We start from the raw sequence: 18,625 nt of genomic DNA on the forward strand, positions 1-18,625 counted from the left end.
GCGAGGAACTTCGTGTTTCTCAGCAGCGCTGCGTTTTCAGCAGCAGAGAAGCGAGATTATGAACCGTGTTTCGCAGCTCGTCAACAACTTTTTACACTACATCGTTGCGACTGCGGGGTTCAACTTCCTTCGCCAGCCGCGCGCCCGACACTGCAGCACACCACCAGCCTTGCTTCCCTCTCCCGCACCGCGTTTCCGTTAGCGCGAAAGAGGCGTGATTCTAAGCACCCTCTTCCAACTGCGCAAGGGGTTTGACGCAACTTTTTTACAAGGGCTGCAATCCGGCCGATCTGCCATGCCTTGGCACGAGACCGCTTATGGTGCAAAGAACGGACTAGAATGTGAGGTTCTTCGCCTCTTTCTATATACGTCTTTAATATGCGCCAGCGAATCGCCAAACGCCTCCCCCCCGATGCCGACAAACTGGTCGGTCTGTCGCTTGCGCTCTTCGCGTCGGGCAGCCGCATCGAGGATCGCTTCTGGGAAGCGAAGCTCGACGCGCTGCTCGCCAAGATTGTCCGCAACGGCAACCAGACCACGCTCGACGCAGCGCTCGACCATCTTCAGCAGAATCATCCCGACGCCTATGGCGCGCTCGCCGACATGGCCGAGACGCACAGCGAGTCGATGGTGATCGAGCACGACGGCCAACCGTTCGACGCGCTGCTGGTCGCCGTCCCGGTTCTCGCATGGACGCGCTACATGATTCCGTCCGGCCCGCTCAAGAGTGACGTTGCCGACGCGCTGCGAACGCACCTGCAGGCACACGTCCTTGCGAACGGCACCCTCGTCGGCCTGGCACCGTTCCTTTACAGCATTGACCAGTTGCCGCGGCACCACGTCGAGACCTACCGGCTGGCCCAGCAGCTCGCTCATGCAGCGATCACCCAGCACACCCCCAAGCTCAGCTTCGGCGACCTGCCTGAAACCTCGCCGATCCTGGCCGACCCGCGCTTCCTGCTCGCCGTCGTCGCCGCACCCGCCGGCGCGCCGCTGTTCCGATGGCAGGAAGAGGAAAACGGCAGCCGGATCGAGCGTGGCCAGTGCCTCGAGCAATGGACGGCCCAGGGCGGCCCGAACCTGTCGATCGCCCTGCCCGGCTGCGAGTTCGAATGCCTGCTTCCGGACGCGTACTATTCGGCTTGCCGGGATGCGGACGAACGGGTGCGTCCGCACACGGTGCGAACCGCCATTCGTTATCTTTTCGACACACTTGGTGCGGCACCGCAAGAGTTGCGCGCGGTGGTCGCCGGCTTCGGCGAACGCCGTATCGACGAGTATCGTGTCGGCTTCACGCGGCGTGCCAGCAACGACGTAATCTACGGTGTCGTATGGCCGCTTTACGGCCGTGAAAACGGCGACGTGTCGATCGACAGCGCGACGCTCGAAGGCGAAGCGGCGATCGAAGGACCGCTCGAGGAAATCGTGAGCCTGCTGAAGGAATGCGGTGTAACCGACGTCCGGCGGCACGCGGGCCGCTTCGAACCCGAATACTGCGACGACTGCGGCGTACCGCTTTACGCAGATCCGCTCGGCGAAATCGTCCACGCGGAAATGCCGGAAGACGCGTCACCCGCCCAGCCGCACTTTCACTGAACCACACAGCAGTACCCTGACGGCCTGCCCGTCCGAAGCCGCTCACGGTTCCCGCCGGAGCGGCTTTTTTCTTGTCCGCCATCCTGCCGCCCGAAATTTCATACTTTTCCTAAGCCTTTCAGCCAAGCAGACATCGTGTAAGGTCTTTGTCATCATCAGACCCAAGGCATGCCAGACGGCAAATCAATGGCTCACATTAAGGAGGTTGAATATGCGGTTCCTGATGCTCAATTCAGACGCCGAGCGGCGTGACGGACTGAAGGCTCTGTTGCGACAGATCGACCGTCACGCCAGCATCAACGATGCGCCCGACAGTTTTCAGGCGCGCAGGCTGCTGCGCAACCAGCGTTTCGACCTCGTCGCGATCGACTGGCTCGACGTCGGCCGACTCAGCGAGCTTCAGGCGCTCTGCAGCGCGTGCTCGCCGACACCCGTCGCCGTTCTCGTCGACGAAACATCGCCGGAAGCCATCCAGCGCTTCTTCAACTATGGTGTCGCCGGCGTGATCCCGCATTCCACCCGGCCACACCTGATCGTGCGTGCGCTCGAGATCGTTCTGCTGGGCGGGCATTACATCCCGCCGATCGCGCTCCGTCTGCTGCCTTCCACTGCTGCGGCGCGCTACGATGCCCATTTCCAGACACTCGCCGGATCGCTTCCCCGCCGGCCGCCGAGCGGCCTCTTGTCGCCCCGCCAAGCTCAGATCATGCGCTTCGTCCATATGGGCAGCACCAACAAGATGATCGCCCGTACGCTCGGCATCAGCGAAGGCACCGTCAAGATCCACCTCGCCAGCATCTTCCAGCAACTCGGTGCCGCCAACCGCGCCGCCGCGGTCGCGATCTACAACGGCTGGCTGTCGCCCCACCTCGAGGTGCTGCTGGCGAATCGCAACCGCACGCGCAAGCCGCCCATCGGCGAACAGGGCCCGGTTCCGCTGCGTACGCAACGGAAAGACCGCCCGTACCCGTTGCCAGCCTCGATCGACAGCACGCAGGACTTGCCGATCGCCGCTGAACCGGCGGCGCGGTTCCGGCGCGAACGCTAGCCAGACAGTCTCGATATTGCGACGGTCGGCGTGTGTGGATTCCCACCTTTGATGCTCAACGAGTAATATGGACGAATGGGTTTTCTCTTCACACCGCTTCCGCTCTGGGTTGGCATCGGTGGCTGGATCGCCGCCGTGGCCCTGCTCGCGCTCGCGATCTGGAATCGTCCCTTCGTGCGCCTGCAGGACGCCACGCTCCAGCACGTGTGGCTTGCGCTCATCACCGCCATTACGGTCCTCTGGGCCTCGAATGCGTGGCTCGAAGACGGCATCGTCATGCATCTGCTTGGCGCGACGCTGCTCGTCACACTGTTCGACTGGACACTCGCATTGATCGCGATGGGCGCCGTCACGGCGGTTGCCGCGATCATTTTCGACGCGCCCTGGCAGGGCATTGGCCTGACCTATCTGATCTACGGCGCGCTGCCGGTCGCCGTGTCGGCATTGCTGCAGCGCGCCGCACTCGCGTGGTTGCCGCACAATCTCGCGTCGTTCATCACCGGCCAGGGATTCCTGTCGCCGGCCATCGCAATCATCGCAGTCGCCGCTGCCGCGGCCGGGGTCCAGCTCGCGCTGGCGGACGGCGTGCCTGTCGTGATTCCGGCCGGCTATCTGCTGAACACTGCGCTTCTCGCACTCGGCGAAGCGTGGTTCACCGGCATGGCAACGGCACTCATCGCGGTCTATCGTCCCGCGTGGGTCACGACCTTCGACGTCCGGCGCTATCGCCTCGGCGGCCCGCGCGCCTGAATAGCCCTCCGGCGGCGGCACCGCCATCACCCGCCGGCAGGGCCTCGCGCGGTGCGGCAGAATGCGACATCTACTGCCGCACAACTTTTTTACGCTAAGATTGAACTCCGGTTCTTCATCGGGCATCTATACGTGCCCGATGTCTCATTCGCTCCTCACCAATAACCAGATGGACAGCTCTCCTGCGTCGCTCCGGATTTTCCGGGCGCTCGGCAAGCTGGCAGCCTGTATTGCGGGCCTGTCGCTTGCGCTTCCGACACCGGCATTCGCCGACCTGCTCGACCAGCGCTCCGAACTGATCAACAAATTCGTCAACGAAATGCATGCCGATCCGCTCGCCGCCGATTGTGCGGCGCACGGCAGCTTCATCGCCAGCACGTCGTCGGCGTTCGACCGCGTCGACTTCGCGCCGAACACATTCGACAGCGGCAACGCGACAATCACGCCATGGAACGACTCGTTCGACCAGGGCAAGCAGCGCGTGAAGGTCGACAATATCGTCACTGTCGACGGACTCGGTATCCACAGCGACGGCAGCGACCCGACGCCGCTGAAATTCCGATGCGGCTATGTCGGTCAGCAAATGCTCGCCTTCAGCTGGAACGACCCGGTTCCGCCGCTGAAGCCGCGCGTCGAGCGCTCCACGTCCTCGACGAAGAAGTTCAAGGGCAAGTCACACCGAGGCAAGGTCAAGGCGAAAGCATCGAGCCGCACCGGCAGCAAGAAGGCCGCCGCAACGAAAAAGTCGAGCGGACAGAAGAAGGTCGTGAAGAAGAGCGCGAAGAAGTCCTGATTCGACGAAGCGACATCGACAGAAGCAAAAAAGCCGGAGCATCCTGAGATGCCCCGGCTTTTTTCATACGGCGACGCTGCGCTTACGCGAACGTGTCGACGTGCACCAGGATCGCAGCCAGCATCGCCGCGCCGAGCGCCGCGCTTCGCTCGCCGTTCCAGCCGACTCGCTCGTCGGGCAGGTTCGCGTTGTCCTTGAACGGCATCTCGAGCGTCAGCGACAGGCAGCCGAACTGGTGGCCGATGTACTTCGACGCGAGCTTGAGCGCGTCCTCCTTGTACTTGCTCGCCGCATAGCCGTGCTCAGTCTGGAAGTCCGGGCTCGCAACCTTGAACGCCTCGATGAACGCGGTCTGCTCCTTGCCCTGCTGCTCGGTAAAGCTCGGCAGCATTTCCGACCCGGCAACGAACACGTACGGCAGATCCTCGTCGCCGTGGATATCGAAGAACATGTCGCAGCCGATCGCATGGATCGCATCGCGCACGGCCAGCACCTCGGGGCTGCGCTCGGCATCGGGCGCCATCCACTCGCGGTTCAGGTTCGCGCCCGCCGCGTTGGTGCGCAGGTTGCCATGCACGCTGCCGTCCGGATTCATGTTCGGGACGATGTGGAACGTCACACGATCGTAGAGCTTGCGCGCGACCGGATCGCCGGCCCAGTCGCCCCATCCGGCCAGCCGCTTGACGAGGCCTTCGACGAACCACTCGGCCATCGACTCGCCGGGATGCTGGCGCGCGATGATCCACACTTTCTTCTTCGGTGCGCCGTCGGTCTCCGGCGTACCGAGCGTCAGCAGCGACATCGGACGACCTTCGACCGTGCGACCGAGTTCGACGACGCTCGCCTGCGGCAACTGCTGGACCGCACCGAGAAATGCCGCATGACGCTCTTCCGAGTACGGTTCGAAATATGCGTAGTAGATGCTGTCGAATTCCGGCGTATGGTCGATGGTCATCGTCTTGCCGTCGAACGTCGTCGGCACGCGGAACCAGTCGACCCGGTCATAGCTCGCCACCGCGCTGTAATTGCGCCAGCCCGACGGATACGCGCATTCGGCAGCATTCTCGAACGTCATCACACAGCGCTCGCCGCGCGCGCCCGTCAAGCGGTAGTAAAACCATTGCGCGAATTCCGAGCGGTTGTCGCCGCGCACGCGCAACCGAATCGCATCGGGGCTGTCGCACGACACGACGTCGATTGCGCCTGCGTCGAAATTGCTGGTGATCGAAAGGGCCATCTGTCTCTCCTTTGTCGACCGGAGTTAGCGCTTTAGCGCTTACACCGGTCACATGTAAAGCTGGCGACCGGAACAGGCGGTATAGCGCTTGCCCGGCCTCATGCATGCACCGGCCGTCTCGTGAACGGCCGGCAGGGTCACTCGCCGACTCGCCGGCGATATACGTAAGTCGAATCGTTCGACGCAGCCGCATCGAACGCATAGCCTTCCGTCGCGAATTCCTTCAGCGCCTTCGGGTCGGCAATCCGGTTCTCGACGATAAAACGCGCCATCAGGCCGCGCGCACGCTTCGCATGGAAGCTGATGATCTTGTAGCGGCCGCCCTTCCAGTCCTCGAACACCGGCGTGACGACGGGCGCGGCCAGCAGTTTCGGCTTGACCGACTTGAAGTATTCGGTCGATGCGCAGTTGACGAGCACGCGCGCCGCGCCGCTGCGCGTTTCGAGCTGCTCGTTCAGCGCCCGCGTGATGCGGTCGCCCCAGAACGCGTACAGATCCTTGCCGCGCGCGTTCGCGAAACGCGTACCCATCTCGAGACGGTACGGCTGCAGCAGATCGAGGGGACGCAGCAGCCCGTACAGCCCCGACAGCACGCGCACGTGCTGCTGCGCATAGTCGAGATCGGCGGACGACAGCGATTTGGCGTCGAATCCTTCATATACGTCGCCGTTGAATGCGAGCACGGCCTGCTTCGCGTTGGCCGGCGTAAAGGTCGGCGACCAGTCCGCGTAGCGCTGGAAATTCAGGCGTGCAAGCGGATCGGAGATATCCATCAGCGTCGCGATGTCCTGCGGCGAAAGCTTGCGCAGGCCGTCGATCAGCTCGGACGCGTCGTCGACGAATGCAGGCTTCGTGTAAGACTGGACGTGCGCGGGCGTATCGTAGTCGAGGGATTTGGCGGGAGAGAGAACGATTATCATAGAGGCTCGCTGGCACGCCGTGCCTTGCGGTCAGACGAAAACCACCGATTGTAACGAATGACCCGCTCTCCCGCCCCGCATGCCGCGCATCGCGTCGTGCTCGACTCGAACGTCTGGATCGACATCCTCGTATTCGACGACCCCGCTACGCGCCCGATCCGCGCCGCGCTCGAACGCGGCACGCTTACCGCCGTGATCGACGGCCGCTGCCTGACCGAACTCGAGTATGTGCTCGATTATCCGCAGTTCCAGGCGCGCGCCGTCGACAAGGCGGCCGCGCTCGCAACCGTCGCTCGCCTGGCGAGCCTCGTCGAGCCGCCGGCCGTCGACGCCGACGCGCCGCCGCTGCCGAAGTGCAAGGACCGCGACGACCAGAAGTTTCTTGAACTCGCCCGCGCCGCCCAGGCCGATTGGCTCGTGTCGAAAGACCGCGCGCTGCTGAAGCTCGCGAAGCGCACTGCGCGCGATTTCGGCTTCCGGATCGCGCAACCGGCCCCCTTTGCCGAGGCCTGCGCGCTCGACGCCACGCCGGCTTGACGCACCGCAACACCACCCGATTTCGACCGTATCGATGAACGCTCCTTCAGACATGCCAACGACTCCCGTTTTCCCTTCGCGCCTGCCGAACGTCGGCACGACGATCTTCACGGTCATGAGCGCGCTTGCAGCAGAAAAAGGCGCCGTGAACCTCGGCCAGGGCTTTCCGGATTTCGACTGCGATCCGCGCATCGTCGATGCGGTTGCCGCCGCGATGCGCAACGGGCACAACCAGTATCCGCCGATGGCCGGTGTCGCACCGCTGCGCGAGGCGATCGCAGACAAGATCGCGCAGGTCTACGGCCGGCGTTACGATCCGGCGACCGAAATCACCGTCACGGCCGGCGCGACGCAGGCACTCCTGACCGCGATCCTGTGCACGGTGCATCCGGGTGATGAAGTGATCGTCGTCGAGCCGACCTACGACAGCTACCTGCCGTCGATCGAACTCGCGGGCGGCACACCTGTGTTCGTCACGCTGGAGGCGCCCGACTACGCGATTCCGTTCGACCGTCTGGCGGCTGCAATCACGCCGAAAACGCGCATGATCCTGATCAACACGCCGCATAACCCGACGGGTACCGTGTGGCGCGAGGCGGACATGCGCAAGCTCGAAGAGATCGTGCGTGGCACCAACGTGCTGATCCTGTCCGACGAGGTCTACGAGCACATGGTCTATGACGGCGCGCGCCATGAGAGCGTCGCGCGCTATCCTGAACTTGCCGCGCGCAGCTTCATCGTATCGAGCTTCGGCAAGACCTATCACGTGACGGGCTGGAAGGTCGGTTATGTCGCAGCCCCTGCCGCGCTGACCGCCGAATTCCGCAAGGTCCACCAGTTCAACGTGTTCACGGTGAACACGCCGATGCAGGTCGGGCTCGCCGACTACCTTCGCGACCCGGCACCGTACCTGACGCTTGCCGACTTCTACCAGAAGAAGCGCGACTTCTTCCGGGCCGGCCTCGAGCGTACGCGCTTCAAGCTGCTGCCCTGCACGGGCACGTACTTCCAGTGCGTCGATTATTCGGCGATCAGCGACCTGCCGGAAGCGGAATTCTCGAAGTGGCTCACGTCGGAGATCGGCGTGGCCGCCATTCCGGTGTCGGCGTTCTATCACGAGCCGCACGAATCGGGCGTCGTACGCTTCTGCTTCGCGAAGCAGGAAAGCACGCTCGCATCCGCGCTCGAACGGCTCGCCCGCCTGTAAGTCCCGCACGGGCGGCCAGGGGCCGCCTTGCAGGAACCGCGTTTACGAACGCGCGACGCTCGTCGCCTCGATGTACGCCTTGCGCTCGGCTGCCACGCGCTGCGCGGCCGGACGCTCGCCGACGATCTTCGCGTGCGCCTTCCAGTCGATGCCCGCGTCGAGCAGGAAATCGCGTCCGAAAATGGCTTTCGTCGCCATCCCGATGACCGGCAGATGGACCCATGCGGCGATGTCGGCGAGGCCGAACGACTCGCCGAGCACATACGGCGAAAATTGCGTCATCTGTTTGAACGCATCGATCGCGCGCGGCAGGCGCTTCTCGACGTGCGCCTTCGTCCCGTCGCTGACCTTGCCGCCGAAAAACGCTTCCGTATAGACCTCGCGCGCCATCCATTCGAGATACAGCTCGAGCGTCTCGACCAGTTCGCGCACCTTCGCGGCCGCGAACGGGCTCGCCGGGAAAATGCCTTTCTCGGGATAACGCGCCGCCAGGTATTCGATGATCACCTGCGACTCGAACAATGCGCCTTCTTCGGTCTTCAGGAACGGAATCTTGCCGAGCGGCGAATCGGCGAGCCGGGCCGGATCGCTGATCGGCAAACCGCACACCGACTCCTCGAACGGAATGTCGTGCTCGAGCAGGACGAACTTCACCTTGTTGTAATAGTTGGACAACGGAATACCGCACAGCTGTAGCATCGGAGTCTCCTTCGTTGCTGGAACGCGGCCGCAACGGTGCCGGCCGCAGCGAGATTCGTCGCGCCGAAAAGCACGTTCGTGCTAGTCTAAAGCAAGTATTGCGTTCGTCACGACAACATTACATCCGCTACGGCATCGGCCGCATCCGCGTGCGCGGCGTGCGTGGCGCCGCAGCCCCGCCATCCGATGGAGACACGCTCGCATGAGTGCTGAACTGCTGGCTTCGCGTCCGCCCGAGAGCGACTCGACGCTCGTCCTCACGCTATCCAATCCCGGCGCACGCAATGCGCTGCATCCCGACATGTACGCGGCCGGCGTCGAGGCGCTCGCCACCGCCGAGCGCGATCCCGGGATTCGCGCTGTCGTGCTCACCGGCGCCGATCGCTTCTTCTGCGCGGGCGGCAACCTGAACCGGCTGCTCGACAACCGCTCGAAGGATCCGTCCTACCAGGCCGACAGCATCGATCAGCTCGCCGCATGGGTAACGGCGATCCACGCTTCGACGAAGCCGGTGATCGCGGCGGTCGAAGGCGCGGCGGCCGGCGCGGGCTTTTCGCTCGCGCTCGCGTGCGACCTGATCGTCGCCGCGCACGATGCGAAATTCGTGATGTCATACGCGCGTGTCGGCCTGACACCCGACGGGGGCGGTTCGTGGTTCATCGCCCGCGCACTGCCGCGCGCGCTCGCGGCCGAGATCCTGTTCGAAGGCAAACCCGTCGCAGCCGAACGTCTGCACACGCTCGGCGTCGTCAACCGGCTCGCCGTACCGGGCGCGGCATTGACCGACGCGCTGGCATGGGCCGATGCACTCGCCGGCATCTCGCCGAACGCGCTCACGCGCATCAAGTCGCTGCTCGACGACGCAACGACGCAACCGCTCGACGCGCATCTCGGCACCGAACGCGATCATTTCGTCGCGTCGCTGCATCATGCGGACGGGCTCGAGGGCATCACCGCATTTCTCGAGAAGCGCCCGCCCCGCTACAAGCGCTGAGCCACCACGCCCGCGTTCCACCTGCCTGAACGCATCCGCCACGAAGCGCCGCGCGCGACGTCAGCGGCGAGCGCTTGCTCGCCCGCGTACCCGTATCGGCACGCACATTTGCGTCGCCAGCAGCGCGCATCGATCCATGCTCTAATGACCGCCTGTCGCGGCGCTGCCAGCGCCGTTTTCGCGCACGCAACAAAGGAGTTCACGATGATCGACGTCTATAGCTGGGCGACCCCGAACGGCCACAAGGTGCACATCATGCTCGAGGAAACGGGCCTCGCCTATCGTGTCCATCCGGTCGATATCGGCGCAGGCGACCAGTTCAAGCCAGAATTCCTGAAGATCAGCCCGAACAACAAGATCCCCGCGATCGTCGATCCGGACGGCCCCGGCGGCAAGCTGATCTCGCTGTTCGAATCGGGCGCGATCCTGATCTACCTCGCGGAGAAGACCGGCAAGTTCCTGCCGACCGATCCGGCCGCACGCTATGCAACGCTCGAATGGCTGATGTTCCAGATGGGCGGCGTCGGGCCGATGCTCGGGCAGGCGCACCACTTCCGCCTGTATGCGCCGGAGAAGATCGAGTATGCGGTCAACCGCTACACGAACGAGGCGAAACGCCTGTACAACGTGATGGACAAGCGACTCGGCGAATCCGAATATCTCGCGGGCGACACGTACACGATCGCGGACATTGCGACGTTCCCGTGGACGCGCTCATGGCAGAACCAGGGCATCGTGCTCGACGAATTGCCGAACGTGAAGCGCTGGTACGACACGATCGCCGCACGGCCGGCCGTGCAGCGCGGTGTCGAAGTGCTCGCGTCGATGCGCAAGGCGCTGCAGGACGACAAGGCACGCGAGGTGCTGTTCGGCGCAACGCAATACGCGAAGCACTGACACGCAAGTGACGGGCGGAGCGGCATCCATGCATGCCGCTCCCCGCTTCAGAAGTAATGCAGCGTGATGAATTCCGCCGCGCAAACCGGCAGCGGCGCATCGGGACGCTCGACCTGCATCGTCACCGACCACGTCACCTGCACGCCGTCCCGGGCGGCCTCGGCGGTTTCCTTTACCGCAAACAGCGCACGCACGCGCGCGCCGACCGGCACCGGCTTCAGGAACCGCACGCGGTTCAGTCCATAGTTCACGCCCATCTTCTGCTCAAAACGCATCGCGTCGGTCATCAACGCCGGAATCAGCGACAGCGTCAGGAACCCGTGGGCGATCGGCCCGCCGAACGGCGACTCGCGTCGCGCGCGCTCGGGATCGACGTGAATCCATTGATGATCGCCGGTCGCGTCGGCAAACCCGTCGACGCGATGCTGGTCGATCGCGATCCAGCCGCTCGCGAGCGGCTCCGCGCCGACGCGTGCCTGCAGCGCCTGCGCCGACGCGATCAGCGGCAACGTCATCTCCGTCATGCCTGCACGCCTCCCGGATGGCGCAGCCCGAAGATCACTTTCGTGTGCACGGTAATCACCGTCTCGCCGGCCTCGTTCACGCCGACCCATTCCGTCGACACGATACCGCGGTCGGGCTTGCTCTCCGACACGCGCTTGTCGTGGACCTTCTGGTACATCGTGATCGTATCGCCCGCACGCACCGGCTTGAGCCAGCGGATCGAGTCGATGCCCGGCGAGCCCATGCTGGTCGAGTCCTGGCCGAGCTTCTTGACGAGCAGGCTCATGAACACCGAACACGTATGCCAGCCGCTCGCGACAAGCCCGCCGAAATGCGATGCCTTCCCGGCTTCTTCGTCGAGATGGAACGGCTGCGGATCGTAGCGTTGCGCGAACGTCTTGATGTCGTCGGGTTCGAACGTGTAACGGCCCACTTCGGTGGTGCTGCCGACCACCAGGTCTTCGTAACTGATGCCCACTAGATGTCTCCTTGTCTGGCGCGCTCGCGCGTCGCCGTCATGCCGCGTCGGCCTGCGCGAAATCGGGCAGTGCCGCGATGCGCCCAAGATGATGATCGGTGTCGCCGAGCGTCGTCTCGATGATCGTCAGCCGCTTGAACAGGTGCGCCGCGGCGACCTCGTTGGTCACGCCCATGCCGCCGTGCAGTTGAACGGCCTGCTGGCCGACGAAACGCGCGGCGGCGCCGACACGCGCTTTCGCGGCCGACACCGCCTTGCGCCGCGCGTCGGCATCGCCACTCGCGTAGCGCACGGCTGCCAGGTAGGTCAGCGAACGTGCCTGCTCGGCATGGATCAGCATGTCGACCATCCGGTGCTGCAGTGCCTGGAAACGCGCGATCGGCATGCCGAACTGTTCGCGCGTCTTCGTGTATTCGACCGTGGCGCGGTTCAGTTCGTCGAGCGCGCCGACTGCCTCCGCGCACAGCAGGAACGTCGCGTAATCGGCAACTTGCTCGAGGGCGGCGGCGTCGCGCGCCCCGCCCGTCAGCAGTCGCGCCGGCGTTTCATTGAAACCGATCGTCGCGGCACGCTGGCCGTCGATCGTCCGGTAGTCGGCCACCTTCGCATTCGCGGCATCCCGTTCGACGACGAACAGGCCGATGCCACCGTCGTCGACGCGCGCAGGCACGATCCACGCATGCGCCTGCGCACCATGCTGAACGACCGACTTCGTGCCCGTCAGGCGGTACGTGCCGCCCTGCTCGCGCGCATGCGTATCGAGTTCGAACAGATCGTAACGCGCATGCGGCTCGTGGAAAGCAACCGCCACACGTTTCTGCCCCTGCGCGACCGCCTCCAGCAGCGCGGCATCCTCACCGGCGCCGGAGCCGGCGATGCGCAAGGCCTCGACACCCACCGCCGTTGCCCAGTACGGCTCGATCACGAGCGCGCGGCCGAGTTCCTGCATCACGACCAGCATGTCGACCGGGCCGCCGCCGAAGCCGCCCTGTGCGTCCGGCACGGGCAGCGCGGTCAACCCCAGCTCGGTGAACGCACTCCATTGCGTGTCCGACACGCCCGCGTCGCTGCGCACGATGGCCTGACGCGCGTCGAAACCGTATTGCTCGCCGAGATACCGGCGCAGCGCATCGGCGAACTGCTGCTGCTCATCAGTAAAGCTGAAATCCATGGTTGTCTCCGTTCCCTGATCACAGCCCCAGAATCATCTGCGCGATGATGTTCTTCTGGATCTCGTTCGAACCGCCGTAGATCGACGTCTTCCGGTAGTTGAAGTAGTACGCGGCCAGCGGCGCCGCGTCGTCGTCGCCGGCGATGCTGTGCTCGCGCTGGCCGTCGAGGAACGGAACGTCGAACGGTGCGGCGAGCGGGCCGATCGCGTCGACCATCAGCTCGGTGAGCGCCTGCTGCACTTCCGTGCCCTTGATCTTCAGCATGGACGCCTCGGGGCCCGGCCCCTTCCCGCTCGTCTCGCGGCTGACGACCCGCAGCACCGTCACCTCGAGCGCCATCAGCTCGACCTCGAGCGCCGCGACCTTGGCGGCGAACACGGGATCGGCAAGCAACGGCTTGCCGTTCTTGCGCTGGTTCGACGCCACGCGCTTCAGGAACGCGAGCTCGCGCTTCGACGCGCCGACGCGCGCGATGCCGGTGCGCTCATGGCCAAGCAGGTATTTCGCGTAGGTCCAGCCGCGATTCTCGTCGCCGACGAGATTCTCGACCGGCACCTTCACGTCCTCGAAGAACACCTCGTTGACCTCGTGGTCCTCGTCGAGCATGACGATCGGCCGCACCGTGATGCCGGGCGTCTTCATGTCGATCAGCAGGAACGAGATGCCCTCCTGCTTCTTCGCGGCCGGATCGGTGCGCACGAGGCAGAACATCATGTCGGCGTACTGGCCGAGCGTCGTCCAGGTCTTCTGGCCGTTGACGATGTAGTGGTCGCCCTGGCGCTCGGCGCGCGTGCGCAACGATGCGAGGTCGGATCCCGAACCCGGCTCCGAATAGCCCTGGCACCACCAGTCCGAGCCGTCGAGAATCCGCGGCAGATAATGACGCTTCTGCGCTTCGCTGCCGTATTTCATCAACACCGGCGCGACCATCGATACGCCGAACGGCAGCACGGTCGGTGCACCGATCCGCGCGCACTCCTCGTCCCAGATGTGCCGTTGCGTCGCGTTCCAGCCCGGGCCGCCGTATTCAACCGGCCAGGCGGGCGCGGACCAGCCGCGCTGGCCGAGAATCCGGTGCCAGCTCGCGAAATCCTCGCGGTCGAGTCGTTTGTGATCGAGTACTTTGGCGCGCAGTGCGTGAGGCAGGTTGGCCTCGAGCCAGGCGCGGACGTCGACGCGGAACGCGTCGTCGGCGGGGGAATAATCCAGATCCATGCGCAGTGTCTCCTGTCGACCGGAGGTAGTGCTTCAACACTTACTCCGGTCCCATGCAGACGCAGGCCGCGGCCGTCCAGCCCGGCAAGGACCCACTGCATACGTCATTGCAGCGGTTCTTTCAGCGCGGCAGGAATCGGCAGCGGCATCACGTCGATGCCTTCTTCGGCCAAGGATTGCGCATCTTCGGGCGTCGTGACACCGCGAATGCTGCGTGCCGGCGCCTCGTTGTAATGGATGCGCCGCGCTTCCTCGGCGAAGCGCTCGCCCACATTCTCGGTTTTCTCCAGCACCTCGCGCAGTGCACGCATCACCTGCGCCTGCATTGCGCGCGGATCGGCCGGCTGTGCCTGCGTCGCACCCGACAGATTCAGGCGCGGCGCCGACGGCAGACGGTTGACCTCGGTCGTTCCGCACACCGGGCATTCGACCAGCTTGCGGGACAACTGCGCTTCGAATTCATCGGCGGAAGCGAACCAGCCTTCGAACCGATGACCGTGCGGGCACTGCAAATCGAGGACCTTCATGCTGAATCAGGGCGTGTGGCGAGTGTAGCGCAAAAAGCGGTTTTGTGAACGACCGTGCTAATTACCGATCGCGCGACGTGGAGGCGTCGCGTCACCGGATTGTAACGCGGCGCCCCACCCGCCGCTGACGCCGCACTCAGGGCGTCAGGACCGGTCCGAGCGGCCACGTACCGGACAGCACCTTGTCGAGCCACATCGTGCCGATGATCGTCTTCACGTCGGAAATCTGGCCCGTGCGCACCCATTCCTTCAAATCGGCCTGCGTCGCGGTGAAGGTCTCGAGGAATTCGCCCTCATCGAGCTTGCGCTCGCCGGCCGTCAGCCCGCGCGCCAGGTACAGGTCGATGAATTCGGTCGAGTAGGAAATGATCGGATGAATGCGGGTCAGGAACACGTACTCGCGTGCGGTGTAACCCGTTTCCTCGCGCAGTTCGCGCACCGCGCAGGCGAGCGCGCCTTCGTTCGGGTCGAGTTTGCCGGCCGGGAATTCGGCCATCACCTTGCCGATTGGGTAGCGAAACTGGTTTTCCATCAGCACGCGGCCGTCGTCGAACAGCGGGATCACCATCACCGCGCCCGGATGCTGGACGTATTCGCGCGTGGCCTTCTTGCCATCCGGCAGGCGGACGATATCGCGCTTGAGCTTGAGGAACGCGCCGTCGAAAATCGCCTCGCTCTCGAGGCAGGTTTCGGTCAGTGCGGCGTCGTGATTGGGTAGTTCGGCCATCGGCGGCTCCGGGAATGAGCGCGACGGCCGAAGCCGTCAGCGTCGTTTGACGAGATACTGGAACGTGAAGCCGGGAAACGCGAACACGACGAAAAGACTGAACGTGATCGCGTAGAACTGCCAGCCCTGTTCGAAGCGGTTGCCGGCGCGCGACTCGAGCCAGAAGCCGAGCGCGCCAACGATGAAGTACAGCACGATCAGCTCGCCGATCCGCACCCACCCGCCCTTCTTCGTCGCGCCGAACGGCACGACGGCGAAGAGGCGTTGGTTCAGGAACGGCAGGTTGGCGCAGACGAACGCCAACAGCACGATAAACCAGCCGGCTGCCGACATTACAGCGGCAGCGTGTGGCGAATTGCCTGCAGGCAGGCCGTCAGCAGCGGGCTCGGGATCAGGCCGAGCACGACGACCGCCAGGCCGTTCAGCACGAGGATCGTGCGCTTGCAGAAATCGCCCGTGATCGGCGTTGCATCCTGCGGTGCATCGAAGTACATCAGCTTCACGATGCGCAGGTAGTAGAACGCGCCGAACAGCGACGTGATCACGGCCAGCACGGCCAGCCACGTGAGGCCCGCGTTGACGGTCGCCTCGAGCACGGCGAGCTTCGCGTAGAAGCCGACGGTCGGCGGGATGCCTGCCAGCGAGAACATCATGACCATCATCACGAACGCGAACACCGGGCTGCGCTTGTTGAGGCCCTTGAAGTCGTCGATCGTGTCGGCTTCGAAATCGCGGCGTGCGAGCAGCATCACCACGCCGAACGAGCCGAGCGTCGTGATCAGGTAGACGATCGCGTAGAACATCGCCGAGCTGTATGCATTCGCCGGCGCCGACGCGTCGCCCTTCACGATGCCTGCGAGCAGGCCGAGCAGCACGAAGCCCATGTTCGAGATCGCCGAGTACGCGAGCATCCGCTTGATGTTGCGCTGGACGATACCGGTGATGTTGCCGACGATCAGCGACAGCGCGGCGAGGATCACGAGCGCGGTCTGCCAGTTCTGCGCGAGCGGCAGCAGGCCCATCACCAGGAAGCGCAGGCCCCACGCGAACGCGGCAACCTTCGGGCCGCCGCCGACGAACAGCGTCATCGCGGTCGGTGCGCCCTGGTAGACGTCCGGCACCCACATGTGGAACGGCACGGCGCCGAGCTTGAACGCGATACCGGCGACGATGAAGACCACGCCGAACATCAGCACGGCTGCGTCGGTGTTGCCGCCGACCGCCTTGTACACCTCGCCCAGCTCGAGCGAGCCGGTCGCGCCGTACAGCATCGAGATGCCGTACAGCACGAAGCCCGACGCGAGCGCGCCCAGCACGTAGTACTTCATCGCGGCTTCGCTCGACTGCGCGGCGTCGCGGCGCAGTGCGATGACTGCGTACAGCGACAGCGACATCAGTTCGAGACCGAGGTACAGCGTCAGGAAGTTGTTGCCCGACACCATCACCAGCTGGCCGAGCAGCGAGAACATGCCGAGGAGGAACACGTCGCCGCGGAACATGTCGCGATCCTCGAGGTACTTGCGCGAATAGACGAGCGAGACCGCGAAACCGAACGACACGACGGCCTTCATCGTGCTCGCGAACGAGTCGACGACGACCATCTTCGAGAAGAAGTAGTACTGCTGCGGGTCGAGTGCCTGCACCGCGAACCACACGCCGGCGACGACCGACGAAACAACCGCGATCAGGTAAGTCAGGCGGCGGCCGGAAGCACCGGTAAAGGTGTCGTTCAGCCATGCGACGACGATGGCGGCCATCACCAGCGCGTCAGGCAACAGGACATTCATAGGAGCGTTCATGATCTTGATTTCCTCCGCTCGCGATTACTGCGCCAGCGGCAGCTTGGACTGCGCGACATGGGAGAGGAGGTTTTCCACGGAAACGTGCATCACGTCGGTGAAAGGCTTCGGATACAGGCCCATCAGCAGCGTGAACGCGGCGAGCACGGCCAGCATCAGGAATTCGCGACGGCCGATGTCCTTCAGCTTGGCAACGTGGTCGTTCGCCACCGCGCCGAAATACACGCGCTTGTACATCCACAGCGTGTAAGCAGCGCCGAGGATCAGCGTGAACGCCGCGCCGAATGCGATCCAGAAGTTGTACTGGACGGCCGCGAGAATCACCATGAACTCGCCGACGAAACCCGACGTGCCCGGCAGGCCGCAGTTGGCCATCGAGAACAGCATCGCGAACGCCGCGAACTTCGGCATCACGTTGACGACGCCACCGTAATCGGCGATCTGGCGCGAGTGCACGCGGTCGTACAGCACGCCGATGCAGAGGAACATCGCGCCCGACACGAAGCCGTGCGAGATCATCTGGATGATCGCGCCTTCAACGCCGAGCTGGTTGAAGATGAAGAAGCCGAGCGTGACGAAGCCCATGTGCGCGATCGACGAATACGCGACCAGCTTCTTCATGTCGGCCTGCACCATCGCGACGAGGCCGATGTAGATCACCGCGATCAGCGACAGCGTGATCACGACGGGGGCCAGGAAGTGGCTCGCGTCAGGCGTGATCGGCAGCGAGAAGCGCAGGAAACCGTACGCGCCGAGCTTCAGCATGATCGCGGCCAGCACGACCGAGCCGCCCGTCGGCGCTTCCACGTGCGCGTCCGGCAGCCACGTGTGCACCGGCCACATCGGCACCTTCACCGCGAACGCGAGGAAGAACGCGATGAACAGCAGGATCTGCGGCGTCATCGCGATCTTGGCGTTCTGCCACGTCGCGAGGTCGAACGAATGCGTTTCCGTGTACAGGTAGATCAGCGCGACCAGCATCAGCAGCGAGCCGGCCAGCGTGTACAGGAAGAACTTGAATGCCGCATACACGCGGTTCGGGCCGCCCCACACGCCGATGATGATGTACATCGGGATCAGGGTCGCTTCGAAGAACACGTAGAACAGCAGGCCGTCGGCCGCCGAGAAGACGCCGATCATGATCCCGGACAGGATCAGGAACGCCGCGAGGTACTGCGCGACGTTCTCGGTGATGACTTCCCATGCGGCGATCACGACGATCACCGTGATCAGCGCGGTCAGCACGACGAACCACATCGAGATGCCGTCGACGCCGAGGTGATACGCGATGTCGAAGCGCTCGATCCAGGTCGACTTCTCGACGAACTGCAGCGCAGCCGTGCTCGAATCGAAGCCCGTGATCAGCGGGATCGTGACCGCGAGGCCGAGCAGCGAACCGATCAGCGCGATCCAGCGGGCCGTCCCCGGATTTTTGTCATTACCCACCGCAAGCACGAGGAGGCCGAAAACGATCGGCAGCCAGATCGCGGTACTGAGAATCGGAAAAGCGTGCATTAAGTTGTCC

At 64.3% G+C, this 18,625-nt stretch carries 20 protein-coding genes; 8 read left to right on the forward strand and 12 right to left on the reverse strand.

The annotated features are described in order from the left end of the window. The first annotated feature begins 378 nt into the window (after nt 1–378). The 4 genes from ACTJLD_RS30905 (at nt 379) to ACTJLD_RS30920 (ending at nt 4,187) form a co-directional block, all read left to right on the forward strand. Nucleotides 379–1,596, forward strand: a complete 1,218-nt coding sequence (locus tag ACTJLD_RS30905) for a DUF2863 family protein (protein WP_060319536.1) — start codon at nt 379–381, stop codon at nt 1,594–1,596. A gap of 211 nt (nt 1,597–1,807) precedes the next feature. Further along, nucleotides 1,808–2,644 carry a response regulator transcription factor gene (locus ACTJLD_RS30910; RefSeq protein WP_060193490.1) on the forward strand — a complete coding sequence of 279 codons (837 nt, stop codon included), beginning with the start codon at nt 1,808–1,810 and terminating at the stop codon, nt 2,642–2,644. Nucleotides 2,645–2,719: 75 nt separating this feature from the next. Beyond that, nucleotides 2,720–3,394, forward strand: coding sequence for an energy-coupling factor ABC transporter permease (locus ACTJLD_RS30915; protein WP_060319535.1), 675 nt, complete (start codon nt 2,720–2,722; stop codon nt 3,392–3,394). A 139-nt stretch (nt 3,395–3,533) separates the two neighbouring features. Continuing rightward, on the forward strand, nt 3,534–4,187 hold the full coding sequence (locus ACTJLD_RS30920; RefSeq protein WP_060193485.1) for a BspC domain-containing protein: 654 nt from the start codon (nt 3,534–3,536) through the stop codon (nt 4,185–4,187). An 82-nt stretch (nt 4,188–4,269) separates the two neighbouring features. On the opposite strand, the gene ACTJLD_RS30925 is transcribed toward ACTJLD_RS30920, so the two are convergent. Further along, a complete protein-coding gene (locus ACTJLD_RS30925; RefSeq protein WP_021162831.1) occupies nt 4,270–5,424 on the reverse strand; it encodes a M14 family metallopeptidase in 1,155 nt (384 codons plus the stop codon). A 137-nt stretch (nt 5,425–5,561) separates the two neighbouring features. Beyond that, nucleotides 5,562–6,344 carry a peroxide stress protein YaaA gene (gene yaaA, locus ACTJLD_RS30930; RefSeq protein ID WP_021162829.1) on the reverse strand — a complete coding sequence of 261 codons (783 nt, stop codon included), beginning with the start codon at nt 6,342–6,344 and terminating at the stop codon, nt 5,562–5,564. Between the two features lie 57 nt (nt 6,345–6,401). Between yaaA and ACTJLD_RS30935 the strand changes: the two genes are divergently transcribed. Together ACTJLD_RS30935 and ACTJLD_RS30940 are read left to right on the forward strand one after the other, a co-directional pair. Continuing rightward, nucleotides 6,402–6,881 (forward strand): putative toxin-antitoxin system toxin component, PIN family, encoded by a 480-nt coding sequence (locus ACTJLD_RS30935; protein WP_124815240.1) that lies wholly within the window; start codon nt 6,402–6,404, stop codon nt 6,879–6,881. 34 nt (nt 6,882–6,915) lie between these two features. Continuing rightward, on the forward strand, nt 6,916–8,088 hold the full coding sequence (locus ACTJLD_RS30940) for a pyridoxal phosphate-dependent aminotransferase (protein WP_027786880.1): 1,173 nt from the start codon (nt 6,916–6,918) through the stop codon (nt 8,086–8,088). A gap of 42 nt (nt 8,089–8,130) precedes the next feature. On the opposite strand, the gene ACTJLD_RS30945 is transcribed toward ACTJLD_RS30940, so the two are convergent. Continuing rightward, nucleotides 8,131–8,787, reverse strand: coding sequence for a glutathione S-transferase family protein (locus tag ACTJLD_RS30945; protein WP_059676525.1), 657 nt, complete (start codon nt 8,785–8,787; stop codon nt 8,131–8,133). A gap of 202 nt (nt 8,788–8,989) precedes the next feature. Here ACTJLD_RS30945 and ACTJLD_RS30950 point away from each other — a divergent pair, with 202 nt between their 5' ends. Both ACTJLD_RS30950 and ACTJLD_RS30955 read left to right on the forward strand, forming a co-directional pair. Beyond that, the gene (locus tag ACTJLD_RS30950) at nt 8,990–9,781 is read left to right on the forward strand and encodes an oxepin-CoA hydrolase, alternative type (RefSeq protein WP_027786878.1); all 792 of its coding nucleotides are present in this window, start codon (nt 8,990–8,992) and stop codon (nt 9,779–9,781) included. 204 nt (nt 9,782–9,985) lie between these two features. Continuing rightward, entirely contained in the window at nt 9,986–10,678 is a 693-nt protein-coding gene (locus tag ACTJLD_RS30955; protein ID WP_440660532.1) for a glutathione binding-like protein, read from the forward strand. Nucleotides 10,679–10,725: 47 nt separating this feature from the next. On the opposite strand, the gene ACTJLD_RS30960 is transcribed toward ACTJLD_RS30955, so the two are convergent. The 9 genes from ACTJLD_RS30960 to ACTJLD_RS31000 all read right to left on the reverse strand — a co-directional run bounded on the left by ACTJLD_RS30960 (nt 10,726) and on the right by ACTJLD_RS31000 (nt 18,615). Continuing rightward, the gene (locus tag ACTJLD_RS30960) at nt 10,726–11,202 is read right to left on the reverse strand and encodes a MaoC family dehydratase (protein WP_124534249.1); all 477 of its coding nucleotides are present in this window, start codon (nt 11,200–11,202) and stop codon (nt 10,726–10,728) included. Continuing rightward, complete coding sequence (locus ACTJLD_RS30965) at nt 11,199–11,660, reverse strand: MaoC family dehydratase (RefSeq protein ID WP_060207752.1); 462 nt, start codon at nt 11,658–11,660, stop codon at nt 11,199–11,201. Before ACTJLD_RS30965 ends, ACTJLD_RS30960 begins: the two co-directional genes overlap by 4 nt. 37 nt (nt 11,661–11,697) lie before the next feature. After that, nucleotides 11,698–12,831, reverse strand: a complete 1,134-nt coding sequence (locus ACTJLD_RS30970; protein WP_440660535.1) for an acyl-CoA dehydrogenase family protein — start codon at nt 12,829–12,831, stop codon at nt 11,698–11,700. Between the two features lie 19 nt (nt 12,832–12,850). Beyond that, nucleotides 12,851–14,047, reverse strand: a complete 1,197-nt coding sequence (locus ACTJLD_RS30975) for an acyl-CoA dehydrogenase family protein (protein ID WP_111942572.1) — start codon at nt 14,045–14,047, stop codon at nt 12,851–12,853. 104 nt (nt 14,048–14,151) lie between these two features. Continuing rightward, nucleotides 14,152–14,574, reverse strand: a complete 423-nt coding sequence (locus tag ACTJLD_RS30980; RefSeq protein WP_048020504.1) for a DUF1178 family protein — start codon at nt 14,572–14,574, stop codon at nt 14,152–14,154. A 136-nt stretch (nt 14,575–14,710) separates the two neighbouring features. Continuing rightward, on the reverse strand, nt 14,711–15,301 hold the full coding sequence (locus tag ACTJLD_RS30985) for an NUDIX domain-containing protein (protein WP_440660537.1): 591 nt from the start codon (nt 15,299–15,301) through the stop codon (nt 14,711–14,713). Between the two features lie 36 nt (nt 15,302–15,337). Further along, on the reverse strand, nt 15,338–15,634 hold the full coding sequence (locus ACTJLD_RS30990; RefSeq protein WP_021162819.1) for a DUF2818 family protein: 297 nt from the start codon (nt 15,632–15,634) through the stop codon (nt 15,338–15,340). Next, nucleotides 15,634–17,088 carry an NADH-quinone oxidoreductase subunit NuoN gene (nuoN, locus tag ACTJLD_RS30995; protein ID WP_027786870.1) on the reverse strand — a complete coding sequence of 485 codons (1,455 nt, stop codon included), beginning with the start codon at nt 17,086–17,088 and terminating at the stop codon, nt 15,634–15,636. The genes ACTJLD_RS30990 and nuoN overlap by 1 nt, the downstream gene beginning before the upstream one ends. 36 nt (nt 17,089–17,124) lie before the next feature. Beyond that, the gene (locus ACTJLD_RS31000) at nt 17,125–18,615 is read right to left on the reverse strand and encodes an NADH-quinone oxidoreductase subunit M (protein ID WP_021162817.1); all 1,491 of its coding nucleotides are present in this window, start codon (nt 18,613–18,615) and stop codon (nt 17,125–17,127) included. Nucleotides 18,616–18,625: the final 10 nt, after the last annotated feature.

Origin of the sequence: Burkholderia sp. 22088, assembly GCF_052045915.1 — a bacterium.
Taxonomy (GTDB): Bacteria; Pseudomonadota; Gammaproteobacteria; order Burkholderiales; family Burkholderiaceae; genus Burkholderia; species Burkholderia cepacia.